This window comes from Vibrio sp. 1069, from assembly GCF_033340555.1.
Window position 1 is genome coordinate 184,192 of the sequence record NZ_JAWOWP010000005.1, and the last position, 18,000, is coordinate 202,191.

The following is an 18,000-nucleotide window of genomic DNA, read 5'->3' on the forward strand; positions in this document are numbered from 1 at the left end:
ATTTACATAACTCATTGTTTATTATTGGTTTATAAATGTTGCCAGTTTTTGATAACGCTACGGAACACATTTGGCAATACTTTCTTAAAGCTTATTGATAGTTCAGCAAAAAGCGAACCAAATAGTGAAGAGGAAGAGCAATGACGGCAACTTATCGTCGGCAACAAGGAAGTAAAGTCTATACCTTTAAGTCATTAGCTGACTTGATGGCGAAAGCGACACCGGAGCGCTCAGGCGATGCGTTAGCCGGGGTTTGTGCTCAGTCAGCGGCAGAACGTGTAGTCGCACAAATGGCGCTGTCTGAGTTACCACTTAAAACGTTTCTTAACGAGGCGGTTATTCCATACGAAAGCGACGATATCACTCGTCTAATTATCGATACGCATGACCTTGAAGCCTTTAAGCCGATTGAGCACTTGACGGTCGGAGATTTTCGAAATTGGCTGCTGAGTGAAGAAGCCGATGGTGAAACGTTGGCTAAAATTCGTCAAGGTTTAACACCAGAAATGGTGGCCGCAGTCAGTAAGATTATGCGCAACCAGGATTTGATTCTCGTTGCTAAAAAATGCCAAGTTGTCACGGCTTTTCGGAATACGATTGGTTTGCCGAGTCGCCTGTCTACTCGCTTACAGCCGAATCATCCCACTGATTCTCTCAACGGTATCGCAGCGACCATTTTTGATGGTCTGATGTACGGAAATGGCGACGCGGTTATCGGTATCAATCCGGCAACAGATAATGTGCCTCAAGCTATCAAGTTAATGAACTTAATGGATGAGGTGATTCAACACTATCAAATACCGACTCAGTCTTGTGTGTTAACTCATGTAACGAACACGATCGAAGCCATTGAAATGGGTGCACCAGTCGATCTCGTTTTTCAGTCGATAGGTGGCACGCAAGGGACGAATGATACCTTCGGAATCGACTTGTCGATTTTGAAAGAGGCCCATGAAGCCGCGTTGTCTTTGAATCGAGGTAGCGTAGGAAACAATGTGATGTATTTTGAAACCGGACAAGGTACCGCGCTGTCTGCGAATGCATTTCATGGGGTCGATCAACAGACTTGTGAAGCCCGTGCTTATGCTGTCGCGAAACAGTTCGATCCTTTGTTGGTTAATACAGTTGTTGGGTTTATTGGCCCTGAGTATCTGTTTGATGGCAAACAGATCATTCGTGCTGGGCTTGAAGATCATTTCTGTGGGAAGTTGCTTGGTTTACCTATGGGTTGCGATATCTGTTACACCAATCATGCCTATGCCGATCAGAATGACATGGATAACTTGCTGACACTATTAGGTGTGGCCGAGTGCTCGTTCATCATGGGTATTCCAGGGTCTGATGACATCATGCTCAACTATCAAACTACCTCATTTCACGATGCCCTTTACGCAAGAAAAGTACTCGGTTTGAAGCCAGCACCAGAGTTTGAACAATGGTTAATGGAGATGCAGATTTTCGAGAGCGTGCAAGACGTTCGGTTAAGTGAGCAAATCTCTCGCTCGTTTTCGGGAGCAATTAACCAAGTGAATAAGGGGTATTCTCATGGGTAAAGTAATCACCATTGCTCAGTCCCCACAAGATGAGTCTGAAGTTGTCACACATAACCCTTGGGGCAAGTTACGCGACTTCACCTCTGCTCGGATCGCTCTGGGTCGCAGCGGGAACAGTGTACCAACCAACGAGTTACTCTCATTTCAGCTGGATCACGCCCAAGCTATGGATGCAGTGCATTGCAGTTTGAATGTTGACTCTCTCGTTGCTGGTTTATCGGACTCTTACTCGATTCTTGAAAATACCTTAGAACCTCCTGTCATAGTTAGCAGTCAAGTGAGTGACCGGCTTATGTACCTGCAAAGGCCCGATTTAGGAAGGCTGCTTGATGAATCTTCTTGGCAAACGCTCAACTCGATAGCAAATGAGCATAACACTGACATTGATCTTGCGATTGTTATTGCTGATGGACTTTCTTCCGTCGCAATTCAAAACCATGCCGTGCCTGTTGTTACTCGATTGATTTCTCTTTTAAGCGCTGGTGATGAACATCAATGGAAATTCGCACCTATCACAATCGTAAAGCAAGGAAGAGTAGCGGTAGGGGATGATGTTGGTGAATGTTTTAACGCCAAGGCCGTGCTGGTTTTAATTGGAGAGAGACCCGGTCTAACTTCTCCGGATAGCATGGGTATGTATCTCACTTGGGGGGCTAAACGAGGCTCTAAAGATTCCCAAAGAAACTGCATTTCCAATGTGCGCCCTCAGGGGCTCAACTATGACGATGCCTGTGAACGCGCATTTTACTTGCTCAAGGAAGCTCGAAAATTACAACTGTCAGGAGTGAATCTGAAAGATCGCTCAGATATCAATGAGCCAAGTGGCGCAAGCGTTGAAGATAAACACAGCGACAACTTTTTAATTTCATCAAAGTAGAAGGATTTACTATGTCTAAACATCAGGAGTACTTGGCCAAAAGGCAGCTAAAAAGAGGCACCGCAGGTTGGATTTTACTTGCTGGCTTAGGTGTCTCGTATGTTATATCTGGTGACTTCGCCGGTTGGAACTTTGGCATCGCTCAAGCAGGATGGGGAGGCTTTCTTATTGCTGCTATCGCGATGGCAGTAATGTATTTCACGCTAGTATTGTCTTTAGCTGAAATGTCTGCGGCTATTCCTGCTGCGGGTGGTGGTTACAGCTTCGCAAGACAGGCGATGGGGCCGACAGGCGGCTTTTTCACTGGCTTATCAGTTTTGATTGAATATGCGCTCGCGCCTGCTGCGATAGTGATTTTTATTGGCTCGGCAGTGAATGAATTGGTTGGTATCGATGGTCCTGTTGTTTACGCACTTTTCTACGCCGTCTTTATCGCTATTCATATGGCAGGGGTTGGCGAAGCTCTCAAAGTAATGATGGTCATCAGCGGTTTGGCTGTGCTAGCTATTCTCATTACTGCTGCTGTGCTTATTGGTCACTTTGACGTTAATAACTTATTCGATATTGCTCCGGCGACGGCTCAGGCAACAGAAATCTTGCCGTTTGGGTGGTATGGCGTATGGGCTGCGTTGCCATTTGCAATGTGGTTGTTTCTTGCGGTTGAAGGTGTGCCTTTAGCGGCAGAGGAGGCAAAAAATCCGGCAAAAGATGTTCCCAAAGGCATCATTGGTGCGATGCTGTTTTTATTGCTAACCGCAACTCTCGTAGTCGTCCTTTTGGCTGGTGCGGTTGGCTCAAAGGTCATAGGCGATAGCGCGGTGCCATTAGTTGACGCCCTAAAGCTTACGGGCAATTCAACGGTAGCAATGGCCGTGAACTTACTTGGATTGGCTGGCCTTATCGCTTCTTTCTTTTCAATCATTTATGGTTACAGTCGCTTGGTGTTTGCGCTTTCCCGCGCGGGTTATTTACCGCAAACTTTGTCATTAACCAGTGACAAAAAAGTGCCTTCTCGTGCGCTTTTGGTTCCGGGCGTTTTTGGGTTCTTGGTTTCACTTACGGGTGAGGGGGACTTAATCTTGGCGATGGCTGTTGTCGGTGCGACTGTATCGTACGCATTAATGTCCTTGAGCCATATTTTATTGCGAATTAAACAGCCGGAATTAACTCGTCCATATAAAACGCCTGGTGGGATAATTACTTCGAGTATTTCTCTGGTGCTTTCTTTGATCGCAATGACAGGTGTTTATGCTTTTGATCCCTCAGCCTTTTTCATGACAATGGGATTGTTTCTTATCGGTGGTGTTTATTATGGGTTATACAGCCGCAACAAATTGGTGGCAGCAACCGCCGAGGAAGAGTTTGCCATGCTGTCTGTGGCAGAGCTAGAGCTTGAATCAGATGTCGTACGATAGTCACTTTGATTCTTTTTATTCAGCATATTAAGGGAGCCATAGGCTCCCTTTGTCATTTCTATCAAAAGTGCATAGCGCACAAATGCATCACTTTAACTTTATAAGCGGTTAATCATGTGAAAGTCTAGTCTGGATAACGATGGCGCAGATCCATCACAGGTAAAGGTTAAGTTTTCAAGGAAAGATCATGATAAACAAGGTATTTAATACACTTTTGGGAACAGAGTTACCGATTATTCAAGCGCCAATGGCCGGTGTGCAAGACAGCCAAATGACCATCGCCGTCAGTAATGTTGGCGGGCTTGGCTCGTTACCTTGTGGAATGCTGAACAAAGACGCCATCGTAAAAGAACTTCAACTTATCAAGCAGGCAACTAACCGACCGTTTAACCTCAATTTCTTTTGCCATGAAATGCCGGAGTATGACGCCAACAAGCACGAAAAGTGGCAAAAAACGCTGCAACCGTATTTTTCCGAGGTTGATGCAACCGTTCAGGTTCAGCCAAACGCTCCGACAAGGATGCCTTTCAATCATGATATTGCTGACGCGATTGAACCATTTGCACCGCCAGTGATAAGTTTCCACTTTGGTTTGCCAGACGATTATTTGTTAGCTCGAATTAGAGGGTGGGGAGGGAAGATCCTTTCGTCAGCGACCACGGTGGACGAAGCACTTTGGCTAGAAGCAAAAGGCGTTGACGGTATTATCGCCCAAGGCTTGGAGGCTGGTGGACACCGAGGTATGTTTTTATCGGATGATTTAACTACTCAATTAAGTTTGATGGCGTTATTACCACAAATCGCCAAACGGGTGAATTTGCCCGTTATTGCTGCAGGCGGAATCGCTGATAGAAGTGGGGTGGAAGCCGCGTTGAGATTAGGAGCGAGTGCCGTTCAAGTTGGCAGCGTCTATTTGTTGTGTGATGAGGCGAAAACATCGTCTTTACATCGATATGCCATTGCCAGTGAACGCGCGCAACATACCGCTGTGACCAATGTTTTCTCGGGCCGACCAGCGAGAGGCATTGTGAATCGCGCGATGTCGGAGCTAGGCTACATCAGTGAGTTTGCGCCGAAATTCCCATACGCCTCCATTGAAATGGCTCAACTAAGAGCGCTGATGGAAAAGCAAAACCGAGATGAATTCACTCCGTTGTGGTGCGGACAAAACTCGTCGGGTTGTAAAGAAATATCGGCGGCAGAAATGACATTGTCATTAGTGGAAGGCATCGATTTAAACTGATGTGCGTCTTGCCTTTTAAAGCGATGCTGACTGAATGGTTACGAGTTATCCCTGTATTTATGTAGTAAATCTAATGGGATGTGGCAGTAATCATTCGGAAAGTTTGTGAGTCTGTCTTGGTGCTCATCATCACTTGGCACATAATTTGTGAGTGGCAGTACTTCTACGGCGATCTTGTCGGCGTCCGGTCGTGCTGCGATAAACGCTTTCGCGATGGTGAGATGCTGTTCGTTTTGGCTATAAACACCAGTACGGTACTTCTCACCAACGTCTTCACCTTGCTTGTTAACGCTGTAAGGGTCGATTATCTCAAACAAATACCCCATTAAAGTTTCAACCGAAACTTGCTCAGGGTCGAACTGGGTTTTCACGCACTCTGCGTAGCCATCGTATTCGGATTGAGTGTTATCCGTTGTGCCATTTGCTCGCCCGGCTTCTGTGTTGATTACGCCCGGAAGGTGGCGCATAAATTCTTGCACGCCCCAAAGGCAACCGCCTGCGAAGTAAATTTCTTCCATTACTTTTATCCTAGTCTTTACCGTTGTTGGGATGTAGGGAGCTAACCCCTCTTCTTCCATCCCATTTTCGTTGCCCTATTATCTGTTGATGGGAGCGATATTCGCAAGGTGCAGCTTGGCTAATCAGACCACGCGTTTTTTCCTTTTTACTTTCAAGTTCTTTTCATATGAAACATCAGGTGAGTATACTGTAAGCTCATCAATAAGGAGCGAATCTGTGAACCCAAGACAAAATGAAATCCTGCAATTAGTGAACGACCGTAAACGCGTTCAAGTCACGGAGCTTTCTGACATCATTGGCGTGTCGGGCGTGACCATCAGACAGGATTTGAACTTTCTGGAGCAACAGGGCTACCTAAAGCGCGTTCACGGCGCAGCTACCGCGTTGCAAAGTGATGACATTGATGCCCGCCTAGAAGTACGTTTCGATATTAAACAATCGCTCGCAAACCAAGCTGCGGATTTGGTCGCACCGAATGAGACAGTGCTGATTGAAGGAGGCAGTGCCAATGCGTTGTTGGCTCGGACATTGGCTGAGCGCGGCGATGTGACCATTATTACGCCATCGGCGTATATCGCCCATCTCATCCGTAACACTTCTGCCAACATTATCTTGCTTGGTGGCGTGTATCAGCACCAAGGCGAGAGCTTGGTCGGACCGCTGACTAAGTTGTGTATTGAGAACATTCATTTCAGCACGGCCTTCTTGGGTATTGACGGCTTCCATCAAGACACTGGCTTTACTAGCCGCGACATGATGCGCGCTGAGATTGCAGAAACCATCATTGCGAAAAAAAGGCGCAATATTGTTCTAACGGATTCTAGTAAATTTGGGCAAATTTATCCCTCATCAATTGGTAAGACTGACGAAATATCAGTGCTGCTGACTGACAAAGCCGCTCCGAAAAGCGACCTTGAACAAATCAAAAAGCGAGGTGTGGAAGTTATATTAGGCTGATTAAGCCACGCTTCGTTTTCTCTTCGCGAGCATTGCTGTTGGGGAGAAACCGGTGACTAGCATAGTGCCGCTAAGCACTAGAATTGTTCCTATGATGGTGTTAGAGCCGACGGGCTCATCTAGCACCAAGTAGCCCCATAAGATACCAAAAACAGGAACAAGAAAAGTGACAGTCAGTGCTGACGCTGGGCCGATATCAGAAACTAAGCGGAAATAGAGCAAATAAGCGAACCCTGTGCATACAACGCCGAGCGTGACAACAGAGCTCCATTCGAAATGACTTGGCTCTGCACGCATTGGTAAGAATGGTAGCAGCGGCAGTACCCAAATAACCGCCGCCCACATACTGCCGTGAGCATTGTCAAAAGCAGGTACTTGTGGCGCATTTTTAGTGTAGTTGGTAGCAATGCCATAGCTGAAAGAAGCCATCAAACTGGCGGCAATAGGGAGCATGGCTTCTTCACCTATGGTTGAAGTATCTAAGCCGACCAAGACTGCAACGCCTCCTATGCCTATTAGCATACCGAGAACAGATTTCGCTGTGAGTGGGCTGCGGTACCAAACAAAGCCAACTAGTGCTCCCCATATTGGGGCGGTTGAGTTCAATATTGCTAAAGTTGATGCATTCAGTGTCTGGGCTGCGTACGCAAAGAGTAAAAATGGAACTGCGCTATTGAATAAGCCAATAATAAAGAAGTGTTTAGTATGCGCAGTTAACGTGAGTTTCTTCTTCAAATATACGGCGATCAATAACAAAGCGACGGCGGCAAATGTAACTCGAAATTCGATTAAGTAAGCCGGCCCGAATGTGTTGGCGGCGACTCGCATAAACAGAAACGAGCCACCCCAAATAGCAGCGAGGCAGAGTAAGCGAAAAAAACTGACGGCAGTCATTTGACATCCTTGGTCGAGGTCTAGCGCCTCATCGATTAATTGTTGCGCTAACAGTGAATTAAACCAAGGATGAGGTCAACCAGAAATGTAATGCCAGTTCCGGATCTGGCTAGCTTGGGCTCACGTTGATGGTGTGTTGTTGATTTGTGATGACTTAATGGCTCTCTGACCATACTGCGAATTCATTTCCACTCGGTTCAGTGAAGTGGAATCGACAGCCGCCGGGGAATTCGAAAATAGGGCGGATAACTTTTCCACCATGCAGCTCTACTTTTGTCTGAGTGGCCTGAATGTCTGAGCTATAAAATACTAAAAGTGCGCCACCATTTGCGGTTTGGTTTATAAACTCAGATTTGAAGAATCCGCCATCCAACCCTTGTCCTGAAAATGCAGAATATTCTGGACCATAATCGGTAAAGCTCCAGTCAAAAGCACGCTCAAAAAATTGTTTGGTCGCACTGACATTAGTGGAACCAAATTCAACGTAATTCAATTTTTCATGTTGATGCATGGTGAAATCCTTCTCGGTTACTATCGTTTCTAGGCGAACTTTTCTACGATGATGTCGTCCGCTTTTTCGACAAATAATGCGCCATTATCTCTGAGCTCTGTCAGCACATTCTCTACATTATCAGGCAGCACCGCACGAGTTGAAGCAAGATTAACTACCACATTGTAGCCAAGTTCCAGCGCTTGCATGACGGATTTTTTCACGCAAAAGTCTAAGGCAAGGCCACCGATAACTAAGGTATCAATCCCGTTGAACTTTAGAAATTCATGCGCGCCTGTCGTTTTGGTGTCGGCAATATCATGGAAAAAAATACCGTAAGGGTGTGCGTCAGGATCCATACCTTTATTAACTTGAAAATCATAGTCCAACACGGGTGGTAAGCCATCTAGCAGCTCAGAACCTGTTGTGCCAAGCACACAGTGACGGTTCCACTTTATATCCACATTCGGTAAACCAACGGGCTCAAGCATATTGGATGGCGATTCTGCATCCCACTTTGCTTTTGGTGGGTGTAAGTCACGACTGACCAGTTTTAATCGGCCTTTGGCATGATTGTTCAAAAGTTCCGGTACGATTTCCAACGCACCTGCAACGGGCAGTTCATCTGGACATAACTCACTAAAGCCTTTCTCTGGATCAACGTCGATCACTGCTGTAGTTTGATAGTTTACTCGAACAGTCATGGCAGACTCCTTGTCTGTCTGATTGTCTGCGTTTATCCACGCAAACAGTTTTGAAAAAAGGTTACTTCGTCGCTAGTCAGCGTATATACCATTGCGGGTTTTCCACCTTTGCCTTTGTTGGTTGAAGCGACTTTATTAGTGGGTTTTAGTACGCCTGAATCTATCAAGCGGCGCTTAATCGTCATTCGGCTGATATCAATACCAAACTCTTGATAAGCAGAAATGATGTCCGCAACCAAAAACTCTTTGTCTAATGCAAACAAAAGAACCGATGTGTATTCAATGGATGCACGAAGCTTTTGCCACGCTTTTTCAATGGTTTTTTGATGATCAAATGCGAGGGTTTCTTCTCCATTGAGAATAGCCTGTAGCGAAAACCATTTAAGTTGGCATTCCGGTACACCTGCATTATTTATTTGCTCTACATTGTTACGATCGACTAAGGCGTAGTGCGTAATGTTTAAGCTCCAGTCTTCTGGATCGCGCTTTGGATCACCGTCGATAAACGCTTCGCTAAAATGGCGAGGGTAGGTATGGATTTTCTCACGGCAAATTCGGCGACGCGCCGCTTCAAAGTTTTCATCGGCCGGGCGTCCGCCTTCACTGGTTAAGTCTTTATCAAAGACAAATCCGCCCGGTAGTGCCCAGACTCCATGGTATGGCCGATTTGGATTTGAACGTTTAATCAACAACACTTCCAATCCCTTATCGGCACAGCCAGATAGCCTGAATGGAATAATGTCGACAGATACGATCATGGTTGGGTCCTAATATTGATTTGTAAGTAATCTAGCGCATAACAAGTGGTCAATCAATGGGTAAGTAACGAGTTGTTAGAAACGTTTTCGGTAGTGTTCTTAATACGGTTTGAGCATAAATTTACGGATGACTCTGACTTATTCACAATGCTTGTTCGAATTCTAGACAAAAAAACCTTATAAAAATGAGTGGTTAGTAACAAAAGTTGACAAACTATAGATGGGTGTTTATTGTTTACGCAAATTAGTTAGTAACAAAAAGTTATATACCCAGGAAGGGCATGTAGAAGGGCACCTAATGACCACCAAACTATTTTCTTCCCGCATCATTCAAAGCGCTTTGGATTTCGATGTCTACAAAGTCAATATGATGAGTGCTGTAACAGCGCTTTACCCTGATGCGATGGTGTCATATAAGTTTATCGTGCGCAGTGAGGAAGACCTTTCTGAGCTTTTGCCTGAGGTAAAAGCCGAAGTCCTTAAACTGCAAGATATTCAATTTACGCAAGAAGAAATTGAATATATTAAGCGTGTCGCGCCTTACCTGAATCCTGACTTTGTTGATGCACTGCGCCATTTCCGTTTCAACCCACAAAGCGATGTCTCTTTCCATAACAAAGCCATGGCTGATGGCTCAAGCCAGTTAAGAATTACTATTAACGGTTTGTGGCGAGATACCATCTTGTACGAAACGATCATCATGAGCATCGTGTCTGAAGTTCGTAGCCGTCAGCGTTGGTCAGATATCCCTGTTGTGCAATTTACCACTGTTTTAGAAGAGAAAGTTCGGCACCTAAAGTCGGAACTAAAACGTCGTAACATCACTAACTTTAAATTTTCTGACATGTCGACGCGTCGACGTTTTTCCTTCCAAGCTCAGCGCACTATGCTGGAATATTTGTGCCAGGAAGTGCCGGAATGTTTGACAGGAACAAGCAACTATCACTTAGCAAAAGAGCTAAACTTGACGCCTATCGGCACCGTTGCTCATGAATGGTTTATGGGACACCAAGCTCTGGTGAATGTGCGAGATTCGCAAAAAGTGGCGTTGCAACGTTGGCAAAAAATGTTTAATGGTGCACTAGGCATTGCGTTAACCGATACGATTGGTATCGATGCTTTCCTTAAAGACTTTGATAAAGAACTAAGTAACGCGTACTTCGGTGTACGTCACGATAGTGGTTGCCCTTATAGCTGGGGTGAAAAAATGATTGCACACTACCAGTCACTGAATATAGACCCATTAACAAAAACACTGGTGTTTACCGACGGACTTAACTTCGAACAAGCGTTAGATATTTGCGAGTATTTCCAAGGACGTATTCAGGTGAGTTTTGGTATCGGTACTTTTCTTGCCAATGATATGGGTGATTATGTCAATAAAGATGGTGAAGCCTACCAGCCACTTTCTATCGTGATAAAAATGGTCACGTGCAATGGTTCACCGGTCGCCAAAATCAGTGACGAACCTGAGAAAGCCATGTGTGAAGATATCTTCTTTTTGATGAATCTCAAGCGCCGCTTTGAACAACCTCTTGATTTAAATGAGTGTCGTAAAATGATCGATCGTTTAGAAACTGAAGGTCAAAATTATCTCATTGACGCGTAGGCGTTATCCTCTCTCCTTGATAAGCACCCTCTATCGTTACGACAAATTTATATAGGTAAACGTGGAGGGTGATTTCGTTATAGTAATATACAGAAGTAACCAGATACAGCGCAGGAAAGCACTCAAAAGTTGATGTGTTATCTGCCTTTGATTAGTGTAAATCGATACGTTACAGCATCGTGGACGGTGTATCTCATCCGACACTAAACTCAGTCTAATCACGTAGTTTATTCCCACGTACCATGAGCTCACTCGGGTATAGACGTCTATCTGCTTTTATGACTTTGGGCTTCACGTAGTTGCTTGAATCAGGAGTCAAAATGAACCTAGTAGTACATTTGCAAAAGAAAGCGATCCGAAAATATGGCTATGAGATGGCCACTCGCCAAGCATGGAGGTGTGGTATCAAGGCAAATCTTGTAAAGCGCGTGATTGGCCTTTTTAAAGGACAAATTGTTTGTGTGGTTGAAGGTTGCCGAGCAGAGTTTTCTTCTCCTCTTAATAACCCCCTTCACGAAGATGACAAGCAGGGGCGATATGTGTTTGTTGGCGGTGTATGCTGGGAACCAAATAACATTATAGCGCCTGGTTTCCCTGATTTTATGTTTATGCACGTGCGTAATCTAAGCCACCGTCATAAGTATTTAACGGATGACGAACTATTTTTGAGCTTGGCTTAAAAATAAATCTCATAGACTAGTCCAGCCCAATCATAATCAGTAGTGATACAGTTTTAGCTCTGTTGACACGTTGCTGAGTGTTTCTTGACGTATCTTTTATAAAACAGTGTTTCTTTACTTGTTAATGACAGAGGGTTTGTTTTCGTCTGATGTGATTTCCCTTTTGCGATTTACCATAACACTCATTAAAGCAAACCATACTGGGATGTAAATCATGAATATGAAATCTATCGCAATTGCAATGGCAGTTGTTGCTGTACTAGCAGGCTGTAAAGACAAAACGCCACCAGCTCCAACTCAAGCAAACATTACTTTGGTTGAAGCGGTGACTGAAACGGTGAAAAAGCCGCACCAAGTATGTAAAGACGTGGTAGTAACCGAGCAAGTTGCCCCTGCGGATGACAATAAAATTATTGGTACGGTTGGTGGCGCAGCAGCTGGAGCCGCGCTGGGCAACCAAATCGGTGGTGGCTCAGGTAAAGTGATTGCAACTGCAGCTGGTACGATTGCTGGTGCACTGACAGGTCGTAAGATCCAGGAGAATGTGCAAAAAGGTGATGTAGTAACAACGACGAAAAAACAGTGTCATACAGAATATACGACATCTGATAAAGTAGTGGGTTACGACGTCACTTACGAAGTTTCAGGTGCACCAACGACGGTTCGTTTGGCGAGCAAACCAGCGACAAAAACGTTCCCAATTCAAGATGGTAACGTTGTTCTACCACAATAGTTAGCGACTTAACCGAAGCGATTAACAAGCCCTTTTATCTTTGAGATGAAAGGGCTTTTTCACATACGCGGCGTTTTCATCTGTTTTCCTATTGGAATGTGCGGCCAGAAATACCCGTTAATTTCCGCGTCCGATACAATCACTTTTCTAAAAGTACGAACGGAAAAAACATGGAAGATTTTTACCTGACCGAGCACGGTCTGGCTGGTTATTTCGAAGCTCAATGGTTCGACAAGTTCATTGAGGAGCAACAGATTGAGATGATAACCAGTCGCTCAAAACAAGTCCCACTTTCTTTTTTGTCATCACCTCACTGCTCCCAAGTTGCTGATTTTATTGCGCAGGCGGTAATCGAAAGCAGCGTTCAGCCGTATTCCCTACTTGAGGTTGGGGCGGCGCTGGGAAGAAATTATTATGAGTTAGTGCAACGCTTACCTAACCTTAAAGAAGCGACGCTTGTGGAGCCTTCAAATAGGTTAATGGATGGCTTGAAGCAACTATTAATAGAAGAACAACGCGTCGAGCTTACTTACCTTCACGATGTGAACACCTTAAACACTTTAGAGGTAGAGAATAGAGATATCGTACAGAAATGTGCTCATGTTGATTTGACGCTAATTAACCAGCCTTTTGAGCTCGATACTCTCCAATCTCGCTTTGATTTAGTCGTATGTTTAAATGTGATTGATCAATGTGAGTCGCCACTTAGCGTGATCAATGCTCTAAAAAAAACCACCAAGGTGGGTGGGCTGATCGTTGTCTCTTGCACTTATCAGTGGAACGCGAAACACATCAAAAATAAAGAAGAGGCGGTTGATGATATCAAAGAATACTTTGCTGAAGGCTGGCGTCTAGTGTCGGAAGCCGAGCATGAATATCGCATCCGGTTTAATGATCGCTTTGCAAGGCAGTTTTTATCTCACGTAGTCGCTTACGTAAAAACCGATTAGAGCCACATAAAAAAACCGAGCACTTACGGCTCGGTTTTTTAGTCTTTGGGTTAGAGCACAACTTTAAGTAACGTGCGCTTCTTGTTGCTCTTGCAACTTTTTCTTACGACGTTCTCGTTTAGAAAGCCAAACCAGAGGCACAACAATCATAATGGTTCCTATTGCCATAAATATATCTGGCACTTCTCCAAACCAAATCAATCCCACAAACACGGCACCAATTAAGCCACTGTATTCAGCGCTGGCAATTTTGTTGCTATCGATCGAGCGGTAAGCGATGACACATGTTGCTGCATAAATCATGATGAACAGACTTGAGCCAGCAGCAACAGGGAAAGCACTCCAGTCCCAAGGTTCTGCTTCGATCAGAACAAGCAAGAAGGCTACTGGAATACCTGCCAAGTTTGTCATCAATAATGTTTGCATCACAGACTGATTTTTTGGCAGTTTTCTAATGAGCAAGTTATTGATTGCTAAAGTAATTGCAACAACTAAAGCTGAAATCGCTGCCCAATCGATTTGGTCTGGACGAATGATGACCAATACACCGGCAAAGCCCATTATCGCTGCGGCGACCGATTGCTTAGACAACTGTTCTCCAAAAAAGATTGCTGCAAGCGGCAACATGATTAATGGCGCGGCGTAAAAGATCGCGTTCGCAGTTGCGAGCGGTAAAGATGAGATCGCCAAAACCATGAATATTGCACCAAGTAACCATACGTGAGCGCGAACAGCATGCCACTTAAACCCTTCAAGAAAAGGCGCATTTTTTGTTAGCAAGTAGACTGGCAGCAGGAAAAGCACCGCTGAAATTTGTCGGAAAAAGACAAATTGAAAAATAGGCACTTCATTTCCGACACTTTTAATTAAAGAGTCCGAAAGCACCGCAATGAGATTTCCAACAATTAATAGCAGCATCGCTGCTCCGACCGATGTAACTTTCACTTTTTCCTCTCCTCTTTCTTTGCCAAAGAGTAGGTGATGTCATAGGATGAAGTGAAGTGATATTTATTAGTTTAAGTATGAGATTTTTAGATAATGAAATTGCCACCACTCAGAGCGGTTCACTGTTTTGAATCTGTTGCCAGAAACTCTAGCTTTTCGCTTGCTGCTGAAGAACTCAATGTGACGCAAAGTGCCGTTAGTCACCAGATACGACTATTAGAAGATTATTTGGGTGAATCATTATTTATCCGTCAAGGCAGAAAGCTCTCTTTGTCCGATACGGGCACCCGCTATTTAGAGGATATTAGCCCAGCAATTAGCTCAATTGCGATGGCCAGCCAAAAGGTGCGAGAAGGGGACAAAGGCAGCATACGGTTGGCGATTTATAGCTCGCTTGCCGTAAAGTGGCTTATTCCTCGTTTGTCTGATTTTAAGCGCTTACATCCAGAAATCGATCTGACACTCAATATGGTCGTTGGTGATCCTGAACAGACAGACAGCGTTGGCGATTGTTTTATCACGGTAGAAAAGCCAAAGCGAAACTACATGTCGGTAAAGTTATACGCGGAGACGCTGTATCCGGTCTGCAGCCATAAAATTTGGAAAGAGTTGCAAGATCAACCGATTCCAGAAGCGCTTTGGCGATACCCTATTTTGTCGACAGACTCAATTTATCGTGAGAGAGGAAAAGACTGGGCTGAGTGGTGCAGAGCGGGCGGTTACACCTTGCCGAAAGATGTCGATGTTCAACATTTTAGTCATATGTTGTTGGCAATTGAGGCGGCGCGTTATGACCAAGGCATCGCATTTGCGAATGATTTTATGCTTAATGAAAGAGATAAAGCGCACGATTTGGTGTATATCCCTTCTCATGGATTGGAAACCGGCGACAGCTTTTATTTTATTCATAAAAAGAGTCGAGCCAAGCAAGCGGAAATCATCAAACTCACTAACTGGTTGAAGCAGCAATGCTTGTGAAATGACTAAATTGTCAAAATTAAGAAAGAAAGTGGCAAAGTTGTGTCTAAATATTTCATGTTTTATTGAGTTTTTATTCATTAACATCCACTTGGTTTTGAAACCAAGTGAAATGGATAGCATGGCATGCTTAAGGATGGGCAAAACACAACCTCAATAATTAACAGGCAGTGAAATACAATGTTTAAAAAAACATGGCTAATGACAGCCCTTCTAGCAACATGTTCTGTTGCAAACGCAGCTCCTTACGTTGGTGCATCTGTAGGTCAAGCATCGTTTGGTGATGTTAATGGCTCTATCAATGGTGGTGGTACTAACGCTAGCACTAAACTTAAACTTGAAGATGACTCAAGCCTTTCAGGCAAAGTATTCGGTGGTTACAAATTCAACGAATACATTTCTCTAGAAGCAGCCATTGGTGGCTACGATGCTTTAGACGGCAAAGTTGTTACTGTTGGTGATATGAAGTATCTATCGATTCAGCCAAAAGCGACTCTACCGATTGGCGATCGTTTCAACCTTTTTGCTAAAGCTGGTCTTTCTTACTTCAATGCTGAATTCAAAATTAGCAACTCTGTGATTGACGGTAGCGCAGGCCATACCACCATTTCTGACAGCACTGTAACAGGCATGTACGGTTTAGGTGCAGAGTTCGCTATTACTGAAAACTTTGCTCTACAAGTTGAATGGGAATACATGATGCCTGAGCTAGACATTGCGAAATTTGGCAATGAAAAAGTAACGGTTGATGCAGACATCAATGTATTCTCTGTAGGTATGAGCTACCGTTTCTAAGAATACTTATTCAAGTTACCTCTTGGCTTAGTAAACGTTTTTGACTTCTGTTGGTCGAGCTGAGTCCAAGCTTTGAATTTGTTTAGATATAGCACAGGAAGTTTAGTTGCTAAGCGTCCTGTGCTATTTTTTTGCTTTGGAATAACTCTTAGGAATCTTTGTGAACGATGTCAATCTTAGGTATCTGGATCTACTGTTAAAGCACTTTGAACCTCACCAGTATCACCTTGTTACGCTTTCTGAGCTAGAAGCGGTGATTTGCACGTCGAGGCGCAATGTTTCTATTGTGATGAAAAAGCTTGCCACTTACGATTGGGTCGATTGGCAACCTGCGATTGGCCGAAGTAACGCTAGCCGTCTCAGTATTAATATTTCCCTCCAACAAGCGATGACCGAGTTTTTGGTTGAGGAGCTTGGCAGAGGAAGAATGAACTCAATAACGAAACTTATTGATTGGTTCGGTCAAACCGCGGTTAGAGCACTAACTATCGCTTCTGAAAAAGTGAATCGATTGAATGAATCAAATAACGCTATTTTGATTTCTTCTTACCCTTGGGTATCCAAAATCGACCCTGCGAATACTTACCGTCACACTGAATTACACGTCGCGAAAAGCGTTTATGACGTATTGCTGACCCAAAATTCCAATGGTGGTATCGAGCCATCGTTAGCACACGAATGGAAAATGGAAGGCAAGGTAATGACGTTATGGTTGCGGCCAGGCATATATCGCCATGATGGCGAGCCCCTTAACATACAGGATGTGGTTTGGAGTATAGAAAGACTTAGGGAGATAAAAGGACCAGTTCACGAGCTCTGGCAGTGTATTGATAGCGTGGTTGCAGAAACATCTAACTGCTTAAAAATTATATTGAAGTATCCGAACAAGTTGTTTCCATACATGCTAGCAACTCCTCATGCGTCTATTCTGTGTCGAGATGTCGTCTCTTTCGGTTCTAGTTATTCCTACCACATAGGGACTGGACCATTTAAAATCAGCGGCTGGAACCAGGAGAGTATGACTCTTGAAGCGCACAAAGAGTATTTTTCAGCACGCGCATTGTTAGATCAAATAACGCTGTCTCATGGTGATGTTAAAACCTTAAATATGTTGAGCTTTAACCAAAGCTCCGATCACGTTGAAGTGGAAAAAATTAGCGCATTTTCATATTTGACCTACCGCGAACGCGTGGAATCCCAACTCACAAAAGAGACTTGGTATCAACTCGCTGATTACATCCATGTGCAAAAGCGAATTTATGATGCGCCAAGTGCCGTTGACAGCATTCAGTTAGAGACTCACGAGCAAGATTTATCAATAACAGATGGTGTTGTGATACCTAAACTGAAAGGTAAAGTGGTATTAGCTGAACCTGTCTGGACGATTCCGAGTTTAATTCGTCATTCCGAATGGTTGCACAGTGTGATTCGTGCAACGGGATTAGAGTTAGAGATCATTGTTATTGATGACATTAGTTTTCCTGAGGTAGTGTCTCACCAAGCAGATTTGCTCTTCATTGAGGAAGTCATGGAAGCACCATTTGAATATGGCATCTTCGAATGGCTGTCGATAGCAACTGGACTGCGTTTTAGTTTTGATCAAAGCCAGATGTTAAGCCATAGAGAAAAGGTTCGCAGGGCGATGGCAGATGATCACTCGCTACAGTCTTTATTAAACCTAGAGAAAGCGCTGCGCGATCAGTACCTATATTTGCCTTTGTTTGTTGGCTACGAAGAAGTGACAAAAACACAGCAAGTGCGAGGTGTGCAGGTGAAGAATACAGGCTATAGCGATTTACATAGGTTATGGATTGCTCATTCACACTAGAGTCGGTGTTCAAGATTATGCAAATGTCCAACGCATAAAGCCATCGAAATGATGGCTTTATAAGGGCGTATC

The 18,000-nt window shown here is 44.3% G+C and carries 18 protein-coding genes; 12 read left to right on the forward strand and 6 right to left on the reverse strand.

Annotation, left to right across the window (positions count from 1 at the left end; translation table 11 throughout):
• Positions 1-140 precede the first annotated feature (140 nt).
• The 4 genes from R7040_RS10825 (at position 141) to R7040_RS10840 (ending at position 5,088) form a co-directional block, all read left to right on the forward strand.
• Positions 141-1,553 (forward strand): ethanolamine ammonia-lyase subunit EutB, encoded by a 1,413-nt coding sequence (locus R7040_RS10825; RefSeq protein ID WP_053349343.1) that lies wholly within the window; start codon positions 141-143, stop codon positions 1,551-1,553.
• Positions 1,546-2,430 (forward strand): ethanolamine ammonia-lyase subunit EutC, encoded by an 885-nt coding sequence (eutC, locus tag R7040_RS10830; RefSeq protein ID WP_064354513.1) that lies wholly within the window; start codon positions 1,546-1,548, stop codon positions 2,428-2,430. Before R7040_RS10825 ends, eutC begins: the two co-directional genes overlap by 8 nt.
• Before the next feature lie 11 nt (positions 2,431-2,441).
• Positions 2,442-3,845 carry an ethanolamine permease gene (eat, locus tag R7040_RS10835; RefSeq protein WP_005373969.1) on the forward strand — a complete coding sequence of 468 codons (1,404 nt, stop codon included), beginning with the start codon at positions 2,442-2,444 and terminating at the stop codon, positions 3,843-3,845.
• 187 nt (positions 3,846-4,032) lie between these two features.
• Complete coding sequence (locus R7040_RS10840) at positions 4,033-5,088, forward strand: NAD(P)H-dependent flavin oxidoreductase (RefSeq protein WP_213967460.1); 1,056 nt, start codon at positions 4,033-4,035, stop codon at positions 5,086-5,088.
• Positions 5,089-5,126: 38 nt separating this feature from the next.
• Here the strand turns inward: R7040_RS10840 and R7040_RS10845 are convergent, their stop codons facing one another.
• Positions 5,127-5,606: a peptide-methionine (S)-S-oxide reductase gene (locus R7040_RS10845; protein WP_054701515.1), complete on the reverse strand. Its 480-nt coding sequence runs from the start codon at positions 5,604-5,606 to the stop codon at positions 5,127-5,129.
• 217 nt (positions 5,607-5,823) lie between these two features.
• Here R7040_RS10845 and R7040_RS10850 point away from each other — a divergent pair, with 217 nt between their 5' ends.
• Positions 5,824-6,564: a DNA-binding transcriptional regulator YciT gene (locus R7040_RS10850; protein ID WP_017635127.1), complete on the forward strand. Its 741-nt coding sequence runs from the start codon at positions 5,824-5,826 to the stop codon at positions 6,562-6,564.
• On the opposite strand, the gene R7040_RS10855 is transcribed toward R7040_RS10850, so the two are convergent.
• From R7040_RS10855 to R7040_RS10870, 4 genes are all read right to left on the reverse strand, one after another.
• On the reverse strand, positions 6,565-7,458 hold the full coding sequence (locus R7040_RS10855; RefSeq protein WP_005373960.1) for a DMT family transporter: 894 nt from the start codon (positions 7,456-7,458) through the stop codon (positions 6,565-6,567).
• Between the two features lie 154 nt (positions 7,459-7,612).
• Positions 7,613-7,969: a VOC family protein gene (locus R7040_RS10860; RefSeq protein WP_025768007.1), complete on the reverse strand. Its 357-nt coding sequence runs from the start codon at positions 7,967-7,969 to the stop codon at positions 7,613-7,615.
• Between the two features lie 29 nt (positions 7,970-7,998).
• The gene (locus R7040_RS10865; RefSeq protein WP_053307171.1) at positions 7,999-8,652 is read right to left on the reverse strand and encodes an isochorismatase family protein; all 654 of its coding nucleotides are present in this window, start codon (positions 8,650-8,652) and stop codon (positions 7,999-8,001) included.
• 32 nt (positions 8,653-8,684) lie between these two features.
• Complete coding sequence (locus tag R7040_RS10870) at positions 8,685-9,410, reverse strand: NUDIX domain-containing protein (RefSeq protein WP_005373953.1); 726 nt, start codon at positions 9,408-9,410, stop codon at positions 8,685-8,687.
• Positions 9,411-9,708: 298 nt separating this feature from the next.
• On the opposite strand from R7040_RS10870, the gene pncB reads away from it, so the two are divergent.
• The 4 genes from pncB (at position 9,709) to R7040_RS10890 (ending at position 13,382) form a co-directional block, all read left to right on the forward strand.
• Entirely contained in the window at positions 9,709-11,019 is a 1,311-nt protein-coding gene (gene pncB / locus R7040_RS10875; RefSeq protein ID WP_315867689.1) for a nicotinate phosphoribosyltransferase, read from the forward strand.
• Between the two features lie 320 nt (positions 11,020-11,339).
• Positions 11,340-11,699, forward strand: coding sequence for a hypothetical protein (locus tag R7040_RS10880; RefSeq protein WP_017819785.1), 360 nt, complete (start codon positions 11,340-11,342; stop codon positions 11,697-11,699).
• Between the two features lie 214 nt (positions 11,700-11,913).
• The gene (locus R7040_RS10885; protein WP_053307172.1) at positions 11,914-12,432 is read left to right on the forward strand and encodes a glycine zipper 2TM domain-containing protein; all 519 of its coding nucleotides are present in this window, start codon (positions 11,914-11,916) and stop codon (positions 12,430-12,432) included.
• Positions 12,433-12,602: 170 nt separating this feature from the next.
• The gene (locus tag R7040_RS10890; protein ID WP_033906303.1) at positions 12,603-13,382 is read left to right on the forward strand and encodes a methyltransferase domain-containing protein; all 780 of its coding nucleotides are present in this window, start codon (positions 12,603-12,605) and stop codon (positions 13,380-13,382) included.
• A gap of 63 nt (positions 13,383-13,445) precedes the next feature.
• On the opposite strand, the gene R7040_RS10895 is transcribed toward R7040_RS10890, so the two are convergent.
• Complete coding sequence (locus R7040_RS10895) at positions 13,446-14,327, reverse strand: DMT family transporter (RefSeq protein ID WP_005373940.1); 882 nt, start codon at positions 14,325-14,327, stop codon at positions 13,446-13,448.
• Between the two features lie 93 nt (positions 14,328-14,420).
• Between R7040_RS10895 and R7040_RS10900 the strand changes: the two genes are divergently transcribed.
• The 3 genes from R7040_RS10900 (at position 14,421) to R7040_RS10910 (ending at position 17,928) form a co-directional block, all read left to right on the forward strand.
• Positions 14,421-15,305: a LysR family transcriptional regulator gene (locus tag R7040_RS10900; RefSeq protein ID WP_005387224.1), complete on the forward strand. Its 885-nt coding sequence runs from the start codon at positions 14,421-14,423 to the stop codon at positions 15,303-15,305.
• Between the two features lie 180 nt (positions 15,306-15,485).
• Positions 15,486-16,100 (forward strand): outer membrane beta-barrel protein, encoded by a 615-nt coding sequence (locus R7040_RS10905; protein ID WP_005373936.1) that lies wholly within the window; start codon positions 15,486-15,488, stop codon positions 16,098-16,100.
• 160 nt (positions 16,101-16,260) lie between these two features.
• The gene (locus R7040_RS10910; protein WP_064354517.1) at positions 16,261-17,928 is read left to right on the forward strand and encodes an ABC transporter substrate-binding protein; all 1,668 of its coding nucleotides are present in this window, start codon (positions 16,261-16,263) and stop codon (positions 17,926-17,928) included.
• Positions 17,929-18,000 lie beyond the last annotated feature (72 nt).

Coding starts and splice junctions, on each gene's coding strand:
- R7040_RS10825 (WP_053349343.1), top strand. CDS start 141: ATGACGGCAACTTATCGTCGGCAACAAGGAAGTAAAGTCTATACCTTT.
- eutC (WP_064354513.1), top strand. CDS start 1,546: ATGGGTAAAGTAATCACCATTGCTCAGTCCCCACAAGATGAGTCTGAA.
- eat (WP_005373969.1), top strand. CDS start 2,442: ATGTCTAAACATCAGGAGTACTTGGCCAAAAGGCAGCTAAAAAGAGGC.
- R7040_RS10840 (WP_213967460.1), top strand. CDS start 4,033: ATGATAAACAAGGTATTTAATACACTTTTGGGAACAGAGTTACCGATT.
- R7040_RS10845 (WP_054701515.1), bottom strand. CDS start 5,606: ATGGAAGAAATTTACTTCGCAGGCGGTTGCCTTTGGGGCGTGCAAGAA.
- R7040_RS10855 (WP_005373960.1), bottom strand. CDS start 7,458: ATGACTGCCGTCAGTTTTTTTCGCTTACTCTGCCTCGCTGCTATTTGG.
- R7040_RS10860 (WP_025768007.1), bottom strand. CDS start 7,969: ATGCATCAACATGAAAAATTGAATTACGTTGAATTTGGTTCCACTAAT.
- R7040_RS10865 (WP_053307171.1), bottom strand. CDS start 8,652: ATGACTGTTCGAGTAAACTATCAAACTACAGCAGTGATCGACGTTGAT.
- R7040_RS10870 (WP_005373953.1), bottom strand. CDS start 9,410: ATGATCGTATCTGTCGACATTATTCCATTCAGGCTATCTGGCTGTGCC.
- pncB (WP_315867689.1), top strand. CDS start 9,709: ATGACCACCAAACTATTTTCTTCCCGCATCATTCAAAGCGCTTTGGAT.
- R7040_RS10880 (WP_017819785.1), top strand. CDS start 11,340: ATGAACCTAGTAGTACATTTGCAAAAGAAAGCGATCCGAAAATATGGC.
- R7040_RS10885 (WP_053307172.1), top strand. CDS start 11,914: ATGAATATGAAATCTATCGCAATTGCAATGGCAGTTGTTGCTGTACTA.
- R7040_RS10890 (WP_033906303.1), top strand. CDS start 12,603: ATGGAAGATTTTTACCTGACCGAGCACGGTCTGGCTGGTTATTTCGAA.
- R7040_RS10900 (WP_005387224.1), top strand. CDS start 14,421: ATGAAATTGCCACCACTCAGAGCGGTTCACTGTTTTGAATCTGTTGCC.
- R7040_RS10905 (WP_005373936.1), top strand. CDS start 15,486: ATGTTTAAAAAAACATGGCTAATGACAGCCCTTCTAGCAACATGTTCT.